15 protein-coding genes are annotated in these 18,535 nt (G+C 74.0%); 7 read left to right on the top strand and 8 right to left on the bottom strand.

The window, feature by feature from the left end; genetic code table 11:
* Window positions 1-287: 287 nt before the first annotated feature.
* From AB0G35_RS26850 to AB0G35_RS26835, 4 genes are all read left to right on the top strand, one after another.
* Entirely contained in the window at window positions 288-1,538 is a 1,251-nt protein-coding gene (locus AB0G35_RS26850; protein WP_360954660.1) for a glycosyltransferase family 4 protein, read from the top strand.
* A gap of 90 nt (window positions 1,539-1,628) precedes the next feature.
* Entirely contained in the window at window positions 1,629-2,519 is an 891-nt protein-coding gene (locus AB0G35_RS26845) for a class I SAM-dependent methyltransferase (RefSeq protein ID WP_360954594.1), read from the top strand.
* The gene (locus tag AB0G35_RS26840; protein ID WP_360954591.1) at window positions 2,516-3,586 is read left to right on the top strand and encodes a prenyltransferase/squalene oxidase repeat-containing protein; all 1,071 of its coding nucleotides are present in this window, start codon (window positions 2,516-2,518) and stop codon (window positions 3,584-3,586) included. The genes AB0G35_RS26845 and AB0G35_RS26840 overlap by 4 nt, the downstream gene beginning before the upstream one ends.
* A 75-nt stretch (window positions 3,587-3,661) precedes the next feature.
* Window positions 3,662-4,468: a maleylpyruvate isomerase family mycothiol-dependent enzyme gene (locus AB0G35_RS26835; RefSeq protein ID WP_360954588.1), complete on the top strand. Its 807-nt coding sequence runs from the start codon at window positions 3,662-3,664 to the stop codon at window positions 4,466-4,468.
* A gap of 17 nt (window positions 4,469-4,485) precedes the next feature.
* Here AB0G35_RS26835 and AB0G35_RS26830 read toward each other — a convergent pair whose 3' ends face one another.
* From AB0G35_RS26830 to AB0G35_RS26815, 4 genes are all read right to left on the bottom strand, one after another.
* The gene (locus tag AB0G35_RS26830) at window positions 4,486-5,496 is read right to left on the bottom strand and encodes an LLM class F420-dependent oxidoreductase (protein ID WP_360954585.1); all 1,011 of its coding nucleotides are present in this window, start codon (window positions 5,494-5,496) and stop codon (window positions 4,486-4,488) included.
* A gap of 170 nt (window positions 5,497-5,666) precedes the next feature.
* Complete coding sequence (locus tag AB0G35_RS26825; protein ID WP_360954582.1) at window positions 5,667-6,509, bottom strand: hypothetical protein; 843 nt, start codon at window positions 6,507-6,509, stop codon at window positions 5,667-5,669.
* A 167-nt stretch (window positions 6,510-6,676) separates the two neighbouring features.
* On the bottom strand, window positions 6,677-7,609 hold the full coding sequence (locus AB0G35_RS26820; protein WP_360954579.1) for an N-acetylmuramoyl-L-alanine amidase: 933 nt from the start codon (window positions 7,607-7,609) through the stop codon (window positions 6,677-6,679).
* A 27-nt stretch (window positions 7,610-7,636) separates the two neighbouring features.
* Complete coding sequence (locus tag AB0G35_RS26815) at window positions 7,637-8,302, bottom strand: class I SAM-dependent methyltransferase (RefSeq protein WP_360954576.1); 666 nt, start codon at window positions 8,300-8,302, stop codon at window positions 7,637-7,639.
* Between the two features lie 363 nt (window positions 8,303-8,665).
* On the opposite strand from AB0G35_RS26815, the gene AB0G35_RS26810 reads away from it, so the two are divergent.
* From AB0G35_RS26810 to AB0G35_RS26800, 3 genes are all read left to right on the top strand, one after another.
* Complete coding sequence (locus tag AB0G35_RS26810; protein WP_360954573.1) at window positions 8,666-10,861, top strand: acyl-CoA dehydrogenase; 2,196 nt, start codon at window positions 8,666-8,668, stop codon at window positions 10,859-10,861.
* Between the two features lie 38 nt (window positions 10,862-10,899).
* The gene (locus tag AB0G35_RS26805) at window positions 10,900-12,096 is read left to right on the top strand and encodes a beta-ketoacyl synthase N-terminal-like domain-containing protein (RefSeq protein WP_360954570.1); all 1,197 of its coding nucleotides are present in this window, start codon (window positions 10,900-10,902) and stop codon (window positions 12,094-12,096) included.
* A gap of 604 nt (window positions 12,097-12,700) precedes the next feature.
* Window positions 12,701-14,149: an MFS transporter gene (locus AB0G35_RS26800; RefSeq protein ID WP_360954568.1), complete on the top strand. Its 1,449-nt coding sequence runs from the start codon at window positions 12,701-12,703 to the stop codon at window positions 14,147-14,149.
* A 25-nt stretch (window positions 14,150-14,174) separates the two neighbouring features.
* Here AB0G35_RS26800 and AB0G35_RS26795 read toward each other — a convergent pair whose 3' ends face one another.
* From AB0G35_RS26795 to AB0G35_RS26780, 4 genes are read right to left on the bottom strand one after another with little or no spacing between them, the layout of a single operon-like run.
* Window positions 14,175-14,780, bottom strand: a complete 606-nt coding sequence (locus tag AB0G35_RS26795; protein ID WP_360954566.1) for a response regulator transcription factor — start codon at window positions 14,778-14,780, stop codon at window positions 14,175-14,177.
* The gene (locus AB0G35_RS26790; protein ID WP_360954564.1) at window positions 14,777-16,189 is read right to left on the bottom strand and encodes a histidine kinase; all 1,413 of its coding nucleotides are present in this window, start codon (window positions 16,187-16,189) and stop codon (window positions 14,777-14,779) included. The genes AB0G35_RS26795 and AB0G35_RS26790 overlap by 4 nt, the downstream gene beginning before the upstream one ends.
* Before the next feature lie 6 nt (window positions 16,190-16,195).
* Window positions 16,196-16,924, bottom strand: coding sequence for an ABC transporter permease (locus AB0G35_RS26785; protein ID WP_360954561.1), 729 nt, complete (start codon window positions 16,922-16,924; stop codon window positions 16,196-16,198).
* Window positions 16,924-17,901, bottom strand: coding sequence for an ABC transporter ATP-binding protein (locus AB0G35_RS26780; protein ID WP_360954657.1), 978 nt, complete (start codon window positions 17,899-17,901; stop codon window positions 16,924-16,926). Before AB0G35_RS26780 ends, AB0G35_RS26785 begins: the two co-directional genes overlap by 1 nt.
* Window positions 17,902-18,535: the final 634 nt, after the last annotated feature.

The raw sequence follows: 18,535 nt of genomic DNA, 5'->3' as shown, positions 1-18,535 counted from the left end.
AACTTGTTCTAGATTACCGCCAGCGGTTACGCTCCGGCGAAAGTCCAGTGAGAAGGGGGCCGTGCGTGACCGCAGAGGCCGTCCAGGCAGCCGCGCCTCGCCCCGCAGAGGCATCCCCGGCCACCGCCCCGCCGCACGGCGAGCACCCGGAGCCCCCCGCGACCACCTTCCCCGGGGACCACGGGCGCCCGGAGCGCACCGCGGCCACGTCTCGCGGGGACCACGGGCGCCCGGAGCGCACCGCGGCCACGTCTCGCGGGGACCACGGGCGCCCCCTGCGCATCGCGATGCTCACGTACAAGGGGAACCCGTTCTGCGGCGGCCAGGGCGTCTACGTACGCCACCTCTCGCGCGAGCTGGCCCGGCTCGGCCACACCGTCGAGGTGATCGGCGCCCAGCCCTACCCGGTCCTCGACGAGGGCGTGCGGCTGACCGAGCTGCCGAGCCTGGACCTCTACCGCCAGCCGGACCCGTTCCGGACGCCGAAGCGCGGCGAGTACCGGGACTGGATCGACGCCCTTGAGGTGGGCACGATGTGGACCGGTGGCTTCCCCGAGCCGCTGACCTTCTCGCTGCGCGCCCGGCGGCATCTCGCCGCCCGCCGCGGCCAGTTCGACGTCGTCCACGACAACCAGACCCTCGGCTACGGCCTGCTCGGCGGTTCCGGCGCGCTCGGCGCCCCGCTGGTCACCACGATCCACCACCCCATCACCGTCGACCGCCGGCTCGACCTGGCCGCCGCCACGGACTGGAAGCGCCGCGCCTCGGTCCGCCGCTGGTACGGCTTCACCCGGATGCAAAAGCGGGTCGCCCGCCGACTGCCGTCCGTGCTGACCGTCTCCGGCTCGTCCCGCCAGGAGATCGTCGACGACCTCGGTGTCCGCCCCGACCGGATCCACGTGGTGCACATCGGCGCCGACACCGACCTTTTCTCGCCGGATGCGTCCGTTCCCGAGGTGCCGGGCCGGATCGTCACCACCTCCAGCGCCGACGTCCCCCTCAAGGGCCTGATCCACCTCGTCGAGGCGCTCGCCAAGGTGCGCACCGAGAACCCCGACGCCCACCTGGTGGTCGTCGGCAAGCGCGCCGACGACGGACCGGTCGCCGCCGCCATCGAACGGCTCGGGCTGGCCGGCGCCATCGAGTTCGTCAAGGGCATCAGCGACCCCGAACTCGTCGACCTGGTCCGCGGCGCCCAGATCGCCTGTGTGCCCTCCCTCTACGAGGGGTTCTCGCTGCCGGCCGCCGAGGCGATGGCCACCGGCACCCCGCTGCTCGCCACCACCGGCGGCGCCATCCCGGAGGTCGCCGGACCGGACGGCGAGACGTGTCTGGCGGTGCCGCCGGGCGACGCCGGTGCGCTGGCGGCCGGGCTGCTGCGCCTCCTCGGCGACCCGGAGCTGCGCCGCCGGCTGGGTGCGGCCGGCCGGGAGCGGGTGCTGGCCCGCTTCACCTGGCGCCAGGCCGCCATCGGCACCGCCGAGCGCTACCGCGAGGCCATGGCCCTCCAGGGCGGCCGGTCCGCCGCCCGCAGATAGCTCCGCCACCTCCCCGGCGCCGCCTCCCCGGGCGGCCCGCCGCCGTTTGCCGCACCACTGCCACCCACTGCCGGACGAAAGCAGAACGCCGTGCTGACCGTCGACTTCTCCCGATTCCCGCTCGCTCCCGGCGACCGCGTGCTCGACCTGGGCTGCGGCGCCGGCCGGCACGCCTTCGAGTGCTACCGGCGCGGCGCGCAGGTCGTCGCCCTCGACCAGAACGGCGACGAGATCCGCGAGGTCGCCAAGTGGTTCGCCGCGATGAAGGAGGCCGGCGAGGCCCCGGCCGGTGCGTCCGCCACCGCCCTGGAGGGCGACGCGCTGGCCCTGCCGTTCCCCGACGACAGCTTCGACGTCGTCATCATCTCCGAGGTCATGGAGCACATCCCGGACGACAAGGGCGTGCTCGCCGAGATGGTGCGGGTGCTGCGCCCCGGCGGCCGGATCGCGGTCACCGTGCCGCGGTACGGCCCCGAGAAGATCTGCTGGGCGCTCAGCGACGCCTACCACGAGGTCGAGGGCGGCCACATCCGCATCTACCGGGGCGACGAACTCCTCGGCAAGATGCGGGAGGCCGGCCTGGAGCCGTACGGCACGCACCACGCCCACGGGCTGCACAGCCCCTACTGGTGGCTCAAGTGCGCCTTCGGGGTGGACAACGACAAGGCGCTGCCGGTGCAGGCGTACCACAAGCTGCTGGTCTGGGACATCATGAAGAAGCCGCTGGCCACCCGGCTCGCCGAGCGGGCCCTCAACCCCGTCATCGGCAAGAGCTTCGTCGTCTACGCCACCAAGCCGCATCTGCCCGAGGCGCCCGTCGCCGACGAGGCGAGCGCGCCCGCCGAGACGCCGGCGCCGGCCGCCCGGCCCGCCGCGCGCACCCGGAAGACCGCCACGACCGCCGCCAAGGCACCCGCGAAGTCCTCCACCAAGGCATCCGCCACATCCTCCGCCAAGTCCTCCGCCGGGGCCGCCAAGTGACGAGTCCCGGGCGTACCGAACGGCTCGTCCTGCCGGGGGTGCTCACCGCCGAAGAGGCCGCCCGTACGGTCGACGGCATCCTGGCGACCCAGCGCACGGACGGCGCCATCCCGTGGTTCCGGGGCCACCACCTCGACCCGTGGGACCACACCGAGGCCGCCATGGCGCTGGACGCGGCCGGCGAACACGAGCGCGCCGAGGCCGCGTACGACTGGCTGGTGCGGCACCAGAACCCGGACGGGTCCTGGTACGCGGCCTACGCCGACGGGGACGCGGCGGCACCCACCGACCGCGGCCGGGAGACCAACTTCTGCGCCTACATCGCGGTCGGCGTCTGGCACCACTACCTGTCCACCGGCGACGACGCCTTCCTCGACCGGATGTGGCCCGCGGTCCACGCCGCGATCGAGTACGTCCTCGAACTGCAGCAGCCCGGCGGGGAGATCGGCTGGAAGCGCGAGGACGACGGCACCCCGGTCCGCGACGCGCTGCTCACCGGCTCGTCCTCCATCTACCAGGCGCTGCGCTGCGCGCTGGCGCTCGCCGAGCAGCGCGAGGAGCCGCAGCCGGACTGGGAGCTGGCGGCCGGCCGGCTCGGCCACGCGATACGCAGCCACCCCGAGCGGTTCCTGGACAAGGCCCGCTACTCCATGGACTGGTACTACCCGATCCTCGGCGGCGCGGTCCGCGGCCAGGCCGCCCGGGACCGGATCGACGCCGACTGGGACCGCTTCGTGGTGCCCGGCCTGGGCGTGCGCTGCGTACTGCCCAACCCCTGGGTCACCGGCGGCGAGAGCGCGGAACTGGCGCTCGCGCTGTGGGCGATGGGGGAGTCCGAGCGGGCCGTGACGATCCTGAAGTGGATCCAGCACCTGCGCGCCGAGGACGGCATGTACTGGACCGGCTACGTCTTCGACGACGACGCGGTCTGGCCGCGCGAACGCACCTCCTGGACGGCCGGTTCGCTGCTGCTCGCGGTGGCGGCGGTGGGCGGTGACGAGGCGACCACCCTCGTGTTCGGCGGTGAACGGCTGCCGACGGGGCTCGACCCGGACTGCTGCCGGTAGGCGCGGCATCAGCGGACCCGGCGCGCCGTTCAAATAGGACGCCCTGGGTCCGCGATGCGCACTACCGTGCGGCACATGACTCTCCAAGGCTCTCTTAGCCACGACGCCTACTGTTCCCAACTCCTCGACGAGACCGCCCGGTTCCGGGAGATCGTGCGCAGCGCCGACCTCTCCGTGACCGTACCGACCTGTCCCGACTGGACGCTGGCCGACCTCGCCCGGCACGTGGGCGGCGCGCACCGCTGGGCCGGCACGATCGTCGCCACCCGCGCGGAGAAGGCCGTCGGCCCCGAGGAAGTGCCGGGCGCGGCCGGCCCCGAGGGCAAGGACGCGGCGGCCCTGGACGCCTGGCTCGCGGAGGGCGCGGAGCAGACCGTGGCGGCACTGCGCGAGGCCGGGCCGGACGCCGCGGTGTGGACCTGGGCGCCGCCGGTGCAGCGGGCCGGCTTCTGGGCCCGCCGGATGACCCACGAGACGGTCGTGCACCGCGCCGACGCCGCGCTCGCCGCCGGCGTTCCCTTCGACGTGCCGCAGGAGGTGGCCGCCGACTGCCTGGAGGAGTGGCTCCAGTTGTGCGCGCTGCCGGAGGCCGCCGAGCGGTTCGCGGCGCACGGCGTCTCCCCCTTCGGGCCCGGCCGCACGATCCACCTGCACGCCACGGACACCCCGGCGGAGCTGAACGCCGAATGGCTGCTCGACCTCACCGGCGACCGGTTCACCCACCGCCGCGCCCACGAGAAGGCGGCGGTCGCCCTGCGCGGCCCGCTCACCGACGTGCTCGGCGTCCTCTACCGCCGGCTGCCCGCCGACAGCGACCGGGTCGAGGTGCTCGGTGACCGGGCGCTGCTCGACACCTGGCTGACGTACGCCTCGTTCGAGTGAGCGGCGGGTGCCGGCCGTCAGGCGTTGAGCTCGGCCAGCACCCGTAGCGTCCGCGGGTCCGGTGCGGTGACCAGCAGGTCGGTGACCGGGCCCGCGCGCCACGCCGCCAGCCGCTCGGCGATCCGTTCGCGCGGGCCGACCAGGGAGATCTCGTCGGCGAACGCGTCCGGTACGGCGCGCACCGCCTCCTCCTTGCGGCCTTCCAGGAACAGCTGCTGGATCCGGCGGGCCTGTTCCGGATATCCCATACGGGCCATCAGATCGGCGTGGAAGTTCTTCGCCGCGTGCCCCATGCCCCCGATGTAGAAGCCGAGCATCGCCTTCACCGGCCACAGCCCCTCCGCGACGTCGTCACAGACCACCGCGCGGGCCATCGGCGCGATGCGGAACCCCTCGGGCGCGCCCGCCAGCGACTCCTGGTGGACGCCGGTGCGCAGGGGCGACCAGTACAGCGGCAGCCAGCCGTCCGCGATCCGGGTGGTCTGGGCGATGTTCTTGGGCCCCTCGGCGCCGAGCAGGACCGGCACCGAGGCACGCAGTGGATGGGTGATGGGCTTGAGCGGTTTGCCCAGACCGGTGCCGTCCGGGCCGAGGTACGGGTGCGGATGGAACGGCCCGTCGGACTCCACCGGCCCCTCGCGGCGCAGCACTTGGCGGACGACGTCCACGTACTCCCGGGTGGCGGTCAGCGGGCTCTTGGGGAACGGCCGCCCGTACCAGCCCTCGACGACCTGCGGCCCGGACAGCCCCAGGCCCAGCAGCAGCCGCCCGCCGGAGAGGTGGTCGAGGGTGAGGGCGTGCATCGCGGTCGCGGTGGGGGTGCGGGCGGCCATCTGGGCGATGCCGGTGCCCAGTTCGATGCGGGAGGTGTGGGCGGCGATCCAGGTGAGGGTGGTGAACGCGTCCGAGCCCCAGGCCTCCGCGGTCCACACCGAGTGGTAGCCCAGGCGTTCGGCGGCACGGGCGAGTTCGAGGTGCCGGGGGTCGGGGCCGCGGCCCCAGTAGCCCAGTGCCAGACCGAGTCGCATGGCGATCGCCCCTCTCCGTACGGACGTCCCGGGCCTTCACCGCGATAGCTGACGCCTCGTCAGTTCGATGCGGTGCGGCGCACTGTACGGCCGGCGGGCGGGCAGCGCAACGGCCCCCCGCCGGAAGGCGAGGGGCCGTGGAAGGACCGCTGGGGGACGGTGGCGGCGGGTCAGCCGCGCTGGATGCCGGTGGTGTCCTGCAGGACGCCGCGACGGCCGTCCTGGGTCTGCGCGATCAGCGCCTGACCGCGCTGTTCCACCGCCAGGTACCAGGTGCCGGGCGCCAGTTCGGCGATCGGCGACGGCGAACCGTCCTCGCCGTACAGCGGACGGGCGACCGGGACCGCGAACCAGAACGGGGCGAAGTCCGCCGGGGCGCCGGCCGCGGGGGCCGCGCCCGCCGCGCCGCCCGCCGTGGCGTCGGCCGCCGGCTGACCGGGCGTCTGGCCGGTCTGCTGGCCGCCCGGGCCCGGGTAGCCGTAGCCCTGGCCCGCCGCCTGCTGGGCGCCGGGGTAGCCGTAGCCCGGGTTGGGGCCCGCGCCGTAGGGGGCGGCCGGCGGCTTGGGCGCGCCGATCAGCTCGGCCTTCAGCGCCGGGACGAGCGGACCGGCGACCGCGCCGGCGGCCAGCGCCAGCGCGGCGATCAGACCCACGATCAGGCCGGCGCCGGCGTTGGGGACGTCGATGATGTCCCAGAACGCCGTCCACGCCGCGAAGATGCTCAGCGCAACGCCGAACTGGCCGAGGTCCAGACCGGCGACCTTGCGCTGCTGCGGCAGCGCACGGCTGAGGATGATGATCGCCGCGCCGATCACGCCGGCCAGGTACACGCTCATGAGCACGGAGACGGAGCTCCAGGCGTTGGAGCTGCTGTAGTCCTGGGCCTCGCAGTACTTGGCGTACGGGCCGGTGCAGTCCGGGGCGCCGGAGAGGCCGAGGAACGAGGCGATGAACAGCAGCACCGCTGCTCCGATCACCACGCCGTCGCCTCTAGTGAGGGAGCGGATGTTCACGTAAGGGTCCTTTGTCTCTTTCGTGGTCTATTCGACGCTGTCGCGGTGCGCGCGGTGCGAGGCACGGCGGTGACCACCCATCGTAAAGGGGAACCTATCGTCGAATCCGGCGGGTCGGCCTGTTGGTTTCGATGCGTTATCGGCCGGGGCGTGGACGTCGTGGGTGGTCAGCGTGTCAGGAAGTCCGTAATGCCCTCGGTGATCCCGCGGGCCGCTTTTTGCCGCCAGTGCCCGTCGGTCAATTGCGCGGCGTCCTCCGCGTCGCGCATATTGCCGCACTCGATGAACACCTTCGGCACCGTGGACAGGTTGAGCCCGCCGAGATCGCCGCGGACGTCCAGCCCGGTGCCGTGGCCGACGTAATTGGACCGCGAGCTTCCGGTTACCGTCCGGAAGCGGTCGGCCAGTCGCTCGCCCAGCTGTCGCGACGGGCCGGTGATCGCCGTGGTGTCCGCCGGGCCGGCGGTGACCCGCGCGGGCAGGATGACGTGGAAGCCGCGGTTGCCGGCGGCCGAGCCGTCGGCGTGGATCGAGACCGCGGCGTCCGCGTGCGCCTTGTTGCCGAGCGCCGCGCGCTCGTCCACGCACGGCCCGTACGGGCGGTCGCCGTCCTGGGTGAGGACGACCTTGGCGCCCTGCTGCTCCAGGAGGGTGCGGACGCGGCGGGCCACGTCCAGGGTGAAGGACGCCTCGGCGTAGCCCCCGTTGGTGGCGGTGCCGGTGGTGTCGCACTCCTTGCGCCCGGTGCCGATGTTCACCAGCCGGGCGATCTGCCCGTTGTGCCGGCTGTTGTGCGGATTGTGGCCGGGGTCGATCAGCACGGTCCTGCCCTTGAGGCTGCCGTGCGGATCACCCGTGCCGCCCGGGCGGGGAGTGGGGCCGTGGCCGGTACGCCCGTCCGACCGGCCGCCGGTCCCGGTGCCGCCGTCCGCCGTCCGGCCGGGCGCCGGCGTACCGCCCCGGGCCGCCGGGTCGCCGGGTGCGCCCGTCTGCCGCCAGAACAGCCAGCCGCCGACGGCGATCACGGCCACGGCGGCCAGCACCAGGAGTGCGGTGCCGCGCCGGCGGCGGGGCGGGGGGAAGGTGCTGCCGTTCGACATCTCCGCGATGGTAGCCCGCGGCCCGGATCAGATGCCGGGGCCGGTGCGCCGCAGCACGCGCAGCGTCCCCTGTGCCGAGGCCTCGGTGAACGCCCCGGAGGCCAGCGCCCGCAGGTAGATCCGGTACGGCGCCTGGCCGGTGAACTCGTCCTCGGGGTGCGGGTGCACGTCGTGGATGACCAGCAGGCCGTCCGGTGCCACGTGCGGCGCCCAGCCCTCGTAGTCGGCGGTGGCGTGCTCGTCGGTGTGCCCGCCGTCGATGAAGACCAGCCCGACCGGCCGCCCCCACACGGCCGCGACCTGCGGGGAACGTCCCACGACGGCGATCACGTGGTCCTCCAGCCCGGCCGCGTGCAGGGTGCGGCGGAACGTGGGCAGGGTGTCCATCCGGCCGACCTCGGGGTCCACCACGGACGGGTCGTGGTAGTCCCAGCCGGGCTGCTGCTCCTCGCTGCCCCGGTGGTGGTCCACGGTGACGGCCGGCACCCCGGCGGCCCGGGCCGCGTCCGCGAGCAGCAGGGTCGACCGGCCGCAGTACGTGCCGACCTCCACCAGCGGCAGCCCCAGCCGCGCCGCCCCGGCCGCCGCCGCGTACAGCGCGAGCCCCTCGTCCGCGGGCATGAAGCCCTTCGCCGCCTCGAACGCGGCGAGGGTCTCCGGCTGCGGGGCGGTCGGCGCCGTGGGAGCGGACATGGGCTTCCTCCTGGTGGTGCGGTCGGAGGGCTCATCGTGCCGTACGGGCCGGAGGCGGCCGTGCGGGGGTTCGTATTTCCCTGCGGCTTTCCGGCCGGCCGGACCGGCCGGGGGAGTCGGGCCGGCGGATTCCCGGCCGTTCCCGCCGGTTTATCGCCGGAGGTTTCCCGGATGTCCGGAAACGGGAAACGCGCCCACCGGAAACCACCGGGGCGGGCAAAAGGCATTCCGTGCGGAATTCACCGGACCGTTTCCTGTGCGCCGCCGGCCGTTCCCCGCGGGCCCCCGCCGCGGGCCGCCGGACGGAACATTCCGGCCCACCTGACCTTCCGTCAGATTGAAACGTGTTCTAGCCTGCCCCGCATGGGCATCGGAATCACACCGGACCACCGCGACCTGGCCGAGGCGGCGGGTGGCTGGGCCCGCCGGGCCGTACCACCCGAAGAGGTCCGCAAGCTCCTCGACACCGCACCCGCCCGCCCCGGGCGTCCCGCCCACTGGGACGGCCTCGCCGCACAGGGCCTGCTCGGCCTCCACCTCCCCGAGACCGACGGCGGGGGCGGCGGCGACCTGCTCGACCTCGCCGTCGTCCTCGAAGAACTGGGCCGCGCCGCACTCCCCGGCCCGTACCTGCCCACCGTCCTCGCCGCCGCACTGCTCCACCACGGCGCCGCGCACCGGCACCTCGTACGGGCCCTCGCCACCGGCGAGCTGACCGGCGCGGTGGCGCTCGGCCCCGGCACGCTCACCGCCACCACGACGCCCGGCGGTTACGTCCTCGACGGCACCGCGCCGCCGGTCCTCGCCGGGGCCGACGCCGACCTCCTCGTGCTCGCCGCGCGGACCGCCACCGGCACCGTCCACCTCGCCGTCGACACCGCGGCCCTGACCGTACGCGTCCAGGACAGCGCCGACCCGACCCGCCCGGTCGCCGAGGTCCGCGCGGACCGCGTCCCGGTGCCCGCGGACCGGCTGGTGGCGATCGACGACGCCCTCGTCCGCGACCTGGCCGGGGTGCTGTTCGCCGCCGAGAGCTGCGGAACCGCGGCCTGGGCCCTCGCCACCGCCACCGAACACGCCCGGGTCCGCAAGCAGTTCGGCCGCCCCATCGGCCAGTTCCAGGCCGTCAAACACCTCTGCGCCGACATGCTCGTCCGCTGCGAACAGGCCCGCGCCCTGGTCTGGGACGCGGCCCGCGCCCACCACGAGCCGCCCCGGGTCCGCGGACTGGTCGCCGCCCTCGCCACCGCCACCGCCCTCGACGCCGCCTTCAGCTGCGCCAAGGACTGCCTCCAGATCCTCGGCGGCATCGGCTTCACCTGGGAACACGACGCCCATCTGCACCTGCGCCGGGCGGCGGTGGCCCGCCAGCTGCTCGGCGCCGGCGACACCCACCGGCTGCGCGCCGCCGCCTACGCCGCCGACGGCGCCCGGCGCCCGCTGAGCCTCCGACTCCCCGCGGAAGCAGAGCAGTTCCGCATCGAGGCCCGCGAGGTCATCGACCGGGTACGCGGACTCGACCCCGCGGCCGCCCGCCGCGAGCTGGCCCCCACCGGATACGCCGCACCGCATCTCCCGCCGCCCTACGGGCGGGGCGCCGGCCCCGTCCAGCAGCTCGCCGTCCAGCAGGAACTGGCCGCCGCCGGGGTCACCGTCAGCGACCTGGGCATCGCCACCTGGGTCGTGCCCTCGCTGCTCGCCCACGGCACCGCCGAACAGCAGCAGCGCTATCTGATGCCGTCGCTGCGCGGGGAGCTGCTGTGGTGCCAGCTGTTCTCCGAACCGGAGGCCGGATCGGACCTGGCCGCGCTGCGGACCCGCGCCGAGCGGGTGGACGGGCCCGACGGTGCCGGCTGGCGGATCAACGGACAGAAGGTGTGGACCTCGGCCGCCCAGTGGGCCGACCACGGCATCCTGCTCGCCCGCACCGACCCGGACGCCCCCAAGCACAAGGGGCTGACCTTCTTCGTCGTCGACATGAAGGCTCCCGGGATCGACGTCCGACCGCTGAAGGAGATCACCGGTGAGGCGCTCTTCAACGAGGTCTACTTCGACGACGTGCTGCTGCCGGCCGACGCGGTGGTCGGCGAGATCGGCAACGGCTGGAAGGTGGCCCGCACCACCCTGGACAACGAACGCGTCCACATGGCCGACCAGTTGACCTTCGACACCGGACTGACCGCGCTCCTCGACCGCACCGCCGGCCTCGACGGCTCCGTACGGGCCCGGGTGGGCGCCCTGGCCGCCGAGGCGCACGCGCTGGCCTGCATCACCCTGCGCACCACGCTCCAGCAGGTCTCCGGCCTCGAACCGGGCGCCGGCGCCAGCATCCGCAAGCTGCTGCAGACCCCGCACCAGCAGAAGGCCGCCGAACTGGCGCTGGAACTGCTCGGTCCGGCCGGCGCGGTGCGCGAGGGCGCCGGCGAACGCGCCCTGCACGGCTTTTTGATGTCGCGCTGTCTGACCATCGCCGGCGGCACCACCCAGGTGCAGCGCAACGTGGTCGCCGAGCGGCTGCTCGGACTGCCCCGCGACCCGGAGCCCCGCCCCCTCATCTGACCCCGCACGACGCCCGGTGACTCACCAGGAGGACCTGTATGGCAGGCACGGCGTACCTCGTCGGCGTAGGGATGACGAACTTCGAGAAGCCCGAGACCCGCGAGTGGCAGTACTGGGACATGGCCGAGGAGGCGGGCGAGGCGGCACTCGCGGACGCCGGCGTCGGCTACGACGCCGTCGAGCAGGTGCCGGTCGGCTACTGCCACCAGCCGTCCACGGCCGGTCAGCGCGCCGCGTACGAGCTGGGCCTGACCGGGGTCCCCGTCTACAACGTCAACAACAACTGCGCGACCGGCGCGACGGCGCTGATGATGGCCCGCCAGTTCGTCGCCTCCGGCCTCAACGACTGCGTGCTGGCACTGGGCTTCGAGAAGATGCGGCGCGGCGCGTTGGGCGGCGGCGCGGACGCCGCGGGCGACTTCGCGGCCTCCCCGGTCGCCCGCCACTACGGCGTCATGGCGGCCGCGCACGGCTTCGAACGGACCCCGCCCACCGCGCAGATCTTCGGCAACGCGGCCCGCGAGCACATGGCGAGGTACGGCACCACGGCGGAGCAACTGGCCGCGGTCGGCGCCAAGAACCACCGGCATTCCGCACACAACCCCCGCGCCCAGTTCCGGGACGTCCACACGGTCGAGGAGGTGCTGGCCGCCAAGGTCATCCACCGCCCGCTGACCAAGCTCCAGTGCTCCCCGACGTCCGACGGCGCGGCCGCGGTGGTGGTCGCCTCCGAGCGGTTCGTCCGGGCGCACGGGCTGGCCGACCGGGCGGTGGAGATCGTCGCCCAGGCGATGACCACCGACACCGAGGAGAGCTTCGCCTCCGGTTCCTGCATCGACGTCGTCGGCAAGCCGATGTCCCGGGCCGCCGCCCGGCAGGTCTACGAGGCGTCCGGGCTGGGCATCGAGGACGTGGACGTCATCGAGCTGCACGACTGCTTCTCGATCAACGAGTTGCTGACGTACGAGGCGTTGGGCATGTGCGCGGACGGCGAGTCGGGGAAGCTGGTCGCCGACGGGGCCACCACGTACGGCGGCCGCTGGGTGGTCAACCCGTCCGGCGGCCTGATCTCGAAGGGCCACCCCCTGGGCGCCACCGGCCTCGCCCAGGCCGCCGAACTGGTCTGGCAACTCCGCGGCACGGCCGGCGCCCGACAGGTCCCCGGCGCCCGCGTGGGCCTGGCCCACAACATCGGCCTGGGCGGGGCGGCGGTGGTGACGTTGCTGCGGAGGTGAGGCCGCGGGGCGGGGCGGCGTTCCGGCTGTGCGGCCGTCGGCCCTTGGCGATGAGCTCGACCCGGCGGACCGGCCGTGAGGAGCTCAGTCGAAATGCCTATCCGAAAGGGGTCATCGAGGATTCGCTATCGAGGCGCGTAGCGTCCGTCATGGGCTCCGTCGGGGGTGGTGCGGGTGAGCTCTCTGGGGTGGCCTGCGAAGGGCTCCCAGCGCGCGGCCGTACGCTGCGAGTGGCGGTCACAGCAGGAAAGGGACGCACGGCTCGTTGGCACCTTTTTGGACGGCGTGACCGTGGCTTTCCGGGCGGACCTCCCTGTCCGGACCTCCCACAGCCCCACCAACCTCTCGTACACATGGGCAACGGGCCGCCCGCGTGACCAGCGGAGTGGCCGTGTTCGGGAGGGGCGATGCGGCTAGATGGCGGTTCGGCTTCAAGGCCCCCGGCCCCCTGCCCCCGTTCGGCCCGGGCCGTCTTCGCTCACCCGCCCCGGCCCGCCCTTCCGTATGCCCCGCCCTCCGCCCACCGACCTAGGACCCCGGTCAGGTGGTGTATGCACCGATATCCCGATGCGGGGGGTGCGGGGTCGGTGCGAGCATGGTCCGCATGCCCCCGATGCCGCCGATAGCCGAGTCCGCCACCCTGTCCACGACCGCCCGCCGGAGCGCCGCTCCGGCGTGGCTGGTGATGCTGCTGGTCTGCGCCGGACAGTTCCTGGTCGTCCTGGACGTCTCGGTGGTGAACGTGGCGCTGCCCGCCGTACGGACCGGTCTGGGGCTGAGCGAGCTGGGCCTGCAGTGGATCGTCAACGCCTACGTGATCACCTTCGCCGGCTTCATGCTGCTCGGCGGCCGGGCCGCGGACCTCTTCGGCCGTAAGCGGATCTTCGTCCTCGGGCTGGCGCTGTTCACCGTCGCGAGTCTGGGGGGTGGACTGGCGCAGCAGCCCTGGCAGTTGATCGCGGCGCGTACGGTCCAGGGCATCGGCGCCGCCGTACTCTCGCCGGCCACCCTCACGATCCTCACCACGTCGTTCCCGGCCGGCCCGGCCCGTACCCGTGCGATCGCCACCTGGACGGCGGTCGGCGCCGGCGGCGGCGCGGTGGGCGGTCTGGTCGGCGGGGTGCTCACCGAATACCTGTCGTGGCGCTGGGTGTTGCTCATCAACGTGCCGGTCGGGGCGCTGGTGCTGGCCGGCGCGGCGCTGTGGCTCACCGAGAGCCGGCAGGGCGCCGTCCGGCGGCTCGACGTGCCCGGTGCACTGCTGGTGACCGGCGGGCTGGGACTGGTGGCCTACGGGATCGTGCAGACCGAGACGGACGGCTGGGGCTCGGCCTCGGCGCTGCTGCCGCTGGCCGCCGGACTGGTCGTGCTCGCCGCTTTCCTCGCCGTGGAGGCGCGGGCCAAGGCGCCGCTGATGCCGCTGGGGCTGTTCCGGCTGCGCTCGGTCTCCTCGGCGAACGCGGCGATGGTGCTGGCCGGCGCCGCGATGTTCTCGATGTGGTACTTCCTCTCGCTCTACGTCCAGAACGTGCTCGACTACAAACCGCTGCAGGCCGGACTCTCGTTCATCCCGCACTCGCTGTCCATCGTCCTGGGCTCGAAGCTCGGGCCGCGGCTGATGAACCGGCTGGGCGCCAAGACCCTGGCCGTCACCGGTGCGGTGATCTCCGCCTCCGGCATGGTCTGGCAGGGCACGATGGACGTCGACGGAACCTACCTCGGCACGATCCTCGGCCCCGGCATCCTGATGGCGCTGGGCGCCGGCCTGACCGCGACCCCGGTCGCCGCCATCGCCACCTCCGGCGCCGACCCGTCCGACCAGGGCCTGGTCTCCGGGCTGATCAACACCTCCCGGCAGATGGGCGGCGCCCTGGGCCTGTCGATCCTGTCCACCGTCGCCGCCTCCCGCATCGAGGCGGGCCACGGGGCGAAGGCGGCGCTGGCGGACGGCTACGGACTGGCCTTCCAGGTCGGCTCGGGGGTGCTGCTGGGCAGCATTCTGCTCATGCTGCTCGCCCTGCCGCGGCGCCGCGCGGACGTGGCCAACGGCTAGCGCCCGGACCCCGGAAGCCCCCCGGCTACAGCCACCCGTTCTGCCGCGCCGCCCGTACCGCCTCCATGCGGTTGCGGGTCCCGGTCTTGCCGATCGCCGCGGAGAGGTAGTTGCGGACGGTGGCCTGGGAGAGGTGGAGCTTGCCGGCGATGTCGGAGACGGTCGCGCCGTCCACCGCGGCGGTCAGCACGTCCCGTTCCCGCTGGGTCAGCGGATTGGGCCCGGCGCTGAGCGCCGCCGCGGCCAGCCCGGGGTCGATCACCTGCTCCCCGGCGAGGATCCGGCGGATCGCCGCCGCCAGGTCCTCCACCGGCCCGTCCTTCACCAGGAACCCGGACGCCCCGGCCTCCATGGCGCGGCGCAGATAGCCGGGCCGGCCGAACGTCGTGACGATCAGGACCTTGCACGACGGCAGCGCGGCGCGCAGATCGGCTGCGGCGTCCAGCCCGCTGCGGCCGGGGAGTTCGATGTCCAGCAGGGCGATGTCGGGACGGGCCTCCAGCGCGGCCGGAACGATCCGGTCGCCCGCCGCCACCTGCGCCACGACCTGCATGTCCTCTTCCAGGTCGAGCAGCAGCGCCAGCGCGCCCCGCATCATCCCCTGGTCCTCCGCGAGCAGGACCTTGATCACCTGGTCAACCCTTCCGTCTCCGTCATCTTCCCCACCCCGACCGGCAGTTCGGCCGTCACCCGGAAGCCGCGCCGGCCGTCGGGACCGCTGCGCAGCGTGCCGCCGGCCGCCGCCAGCCGTTCGGCCAGGCCCTTCAGACCGGTGCCGCCGACCGGGCCGGGTGTGCCGGGCGGCGCGGCGGCGCCGTCCGCGGGGTCCGTACGGCCGTTGCCGCCGTCGCGTCCGGGGACGCGGTCGCGGAACCTGCTCCGGCCGGCCGCCGGGGCCGCACCGGAGCTTACGGGACCCCGCCCGTCATCCGTGATCGTCAGCCGCACCCGCTCCTCGTCGGCGTGCACCGCGATCTCGCAGCGGGTGGCGCCGCTGTGCCGGACCGCGTTGGTGACGCCCTCGCGGACCACCCAGCCCAGCAGCGCACCGGCCTGCGGGGGCAGCGGCGGCCCGGCCTGCCGGACCACCGCCTCGATGCCGGCTGCCTCCAGTGCCGAACGGGCCCGGTCCAGTTCGGTGCTGAGGCTGCCCTCGCGGTAGCCGGTGACCGCCTCGCGGATCTCGGTCAGCGCCTGCCGGCCGACCGCCTCGATGTCCGCGGCCTGGGCGAGCGCGGCGTCCAGGTCGCGCGGCGCCAGCCGGCGCACCGCCTCGGCCTTGACCACGACCAGGGACATCGTGTGCCCCAGCAGATCGTGCAGGTCGCGGGAGAAGCGCAGCCGCTCCTTCTCCACGGCGCTGCGGGCCAGTTCCTGCCGGGTGGCCTTCAGTTCCTGGATGGTGTCGAACAGGCTCAGCACCGTGGACGTCACCATGCCGGAGAGGAACGTGCCGTAGCCGATGCCGAACGACTCGCTGGGGTCGCTGTCCTGCCAACCGGACAGGAACCCGGCCGTACCGCTGAGCGTGATCAGCCACAGCGCCAGCTTCTTGCCGCGCAGCGCGCGGACCGTACCGGAGGCCAGCGACAGCAGCGGGAAGAACAGGAACCAGCTGCCGCCGAAGCCCAGCGCGATGGCGTAGGTGATGGCGGTGAGCACGCCCAGGGCGACGACCGGGTAGCGGGTGTCGCGCAGCCGGGGGCTGAAGGCCGACCAGATGACGGTGAGGTAGAAGGAGTTGAAGGCCAGCAGCCCGAGGCCGGCCAGCCAGGGGTTGCCGGTCCTGCCCTGCACGATGTTGGAGAAGGCGCCCAGCCCCATCAGCAGCCAGGGCAGGAAGCTGTATTTGCCCGGGCCCTTGTCGGGCTTCCCGTCGGGCGTTCGCTTCGCCGCGCACGACGAGCCGTCGCCCCCGGCCACCCCGGTCTCCCCGGCCACCCCGGTCACCCCGTCCGTCCCCGCAGCCCCGCCGGGCGTCCCGCCGACCGGGTCCTGCTCCGTGGTCTGCTGCACTGTCGTACCCCAGATCTGCGCCATCGCCGGTCACACCGTCCGTGCGGCCCGCCGGTACGCGTACACCGCGTAACCGCCGAAGACTGCCAGCCAGGCGGCCAGCACCGCCACTGCCGCCGGGCTCGGTGCGCCGCCCTCGGTGACGCTCCGGCCCAGCTCGGCGAAGCGGTTGCCGGGTGTCCAGGACGACAGCGCGCGCAGCCAGCCGGGGAACAGCTCGGCCGGGAACCACAGTCCGCCGACGATCGACAGCAGCAGCATGCAGCCCGTGTTGACCACGCCCGTGGACTGCGCCGAGAGGCGGTAGCCGTTGCCCAGCCCGAGCAGGGTGAACGGGGCGGTGCCGACCCACAGCAGGCCGGCCAGCGCGGCCCACTGCCAGGCCGGCAGCCGAACGCCGTTGACCAGCCCGCCCACCAGCAGCACCGCGGTGATGGCCGGGAGCACCGTCACCGACCCGGTCAGCCCGCGGCCCACCACGGCCCGCAGCGGCCCCATCGGGGTGATCCGCAGCTGCCGCAGCCAGCCCAGTTGCTTGTCCTCGGCGACGCCGGTGCCGGTGCCGATCGCCGCGCCCAGGGCGCCGTACGCGGCCATCCCGACCATCGAGGCGGTCTTCCACCCCATGTCGGCGCTGCCGGGCCCGGTGCCGATGTTGGTCATCAGGACGTACATCAGCACCGGCATGCCGATGCCGAAGATCACGAAGCCGCGGTCGCGCAGCGTACGGCGGACTTCGAGACGGAGGTAGGCGAGCATCACACGGTCTCCTTCGGGGCGTCGAGGTGCGGCGCGTGGTGGTGCGGCGCGTCGACGTGTGGCGCGTCGAGGTGCGGGGTGTCGCGGTGTGGCGCGTCGTGGTGTGGTGCGTCGGGGGAAGTAAGGGCGAGGAAGGCGTCCTCCAGGCTGGCGGCGGTGACCTCCAGGCCGCGGACCAGGCCCAGTCCGGCCAGCGCCAGGACCGTGGCGTCGGAGTCCGCCGTACGCAGCCGGGCGCGGTCGCCGCGGACCTCCACGGTGTGTACGCCGGGCAGCCCGGACAGCGGTGCGGTCGGCGCGCCCGCGAGGTCGAAGGAGACCAGCGACCCGCCGGCCCGCCGCTTGATCGCCTCGCCGCTGCCGTCGGCGACCACCCGGCCCCGGTCGATCACCACGATCCGGTCGGCGTGGTCGTCCGCCTCCTCCAGGTAGTGGGTGGAGAACACGAGGGTGTGGCCGCGCCGGGCGTACGCCCGCATCGCGCGCCAGAACGTCCGGCGGGCCTCCACGTCCAGGGCGGCGGTCGGCTCGTCGAGGACCAGCAGGTCGGGGTTGCCGGCCAGCGCCACCGCGAACCGGACGCGCTGGGCCTGGCCGCCGGACAGCCGGTCCACCCGCCGCCCGGCGAACTCGGCCAGGCCCGCCAGCTCCAGCGCCTCGGTGACGTCCATCGGCCGCGGGTAGGTGGCGGCCACGAAGCCGACCAGTTCGCGGACGGTGACCCGGGGTATCGCCTTGCCGTCCTGCAGCATCGCCCCGACCCGGCCGGCCCGTACGGCGGCCTCCGGCTCGCCGCCGAACAGCCGCACCGTGCCCGAGGAGGGCGGCAGCAGCCCCAGCAGCATGTTCAGGGTGGTGGACTTGCCGGCGCCGTTGCGGCCGAGCAGCGCCACGGTTTCGCCGGCCGCGATCCGCAGATCGATGCCGTCCACGGCCCGGACCGCGCCGTAACTCCGGGTGACGCCGGAGAACGCCACGGCCGTGCCGCCCTCGCCCCGCGCCCCCGGCGCCACCTGCGCCGTCGTCCGTGTCCTGCCCGGTGTCGCCCCCGGTTCCGTCCCCGGTGTCATCTCCGGTGTCATCTCCGCCCCCTCCGGTCGGTTCCCGTCCATGACGTTACGGAGCGTGGGCGGGGCGGGGCAGGGGCGAATGTGGGTGATGCCCGCTGACAAATGTCACCGCCGCGGTCCCCGGCCGGCGACGCGTTTCTGACAAACCGTCAGGGGACTTCCCGGTGCCGGTCGGATCGGCTATACATGAAGGCCATCGGCTAGAACGCGTTCTAGAAGTTGGCGGCTGTTCCGTGCGGCACGGCCGGCGGGCGCGCGAACCGCGCCTGGCGGCTGTTCCCTGCGGCACACCGACCGGCGCCCGAACCGCGCCCGGCGGGTGTCCCGTGCGGCACGGCCGACCGGCGTGCGATCCGCGCCCGGCGGGCGCCCGTGCGGCACCGCCGGCCCGCGCGCGGTTCGCGCCGGACCGGTGTCCCGTGCGGCACCGCCGACCCGCGCGGTCCGTGCCGACCAGTGACGACCCCGGCCCGGTCGACGGTGCGGACGGCCGGGCCGGGGTCTTCCACCGAACCCACCGTGGTGAAGGAGCAACCGCCCC

This window comes from Streptomyces sp. NPDC021749 (assembly GCF_040640655.1).
GTDB lineage: Bacteria > Actinomycetota > Actinomycetes > Streptomycetales > Streptomycetaceae > Streptomyces.
The sequence above is the reverse complement of the archived record's forward strand: the minus strand, read 5'-3'. Positions and strand labels throughout refer to the sequence as shown.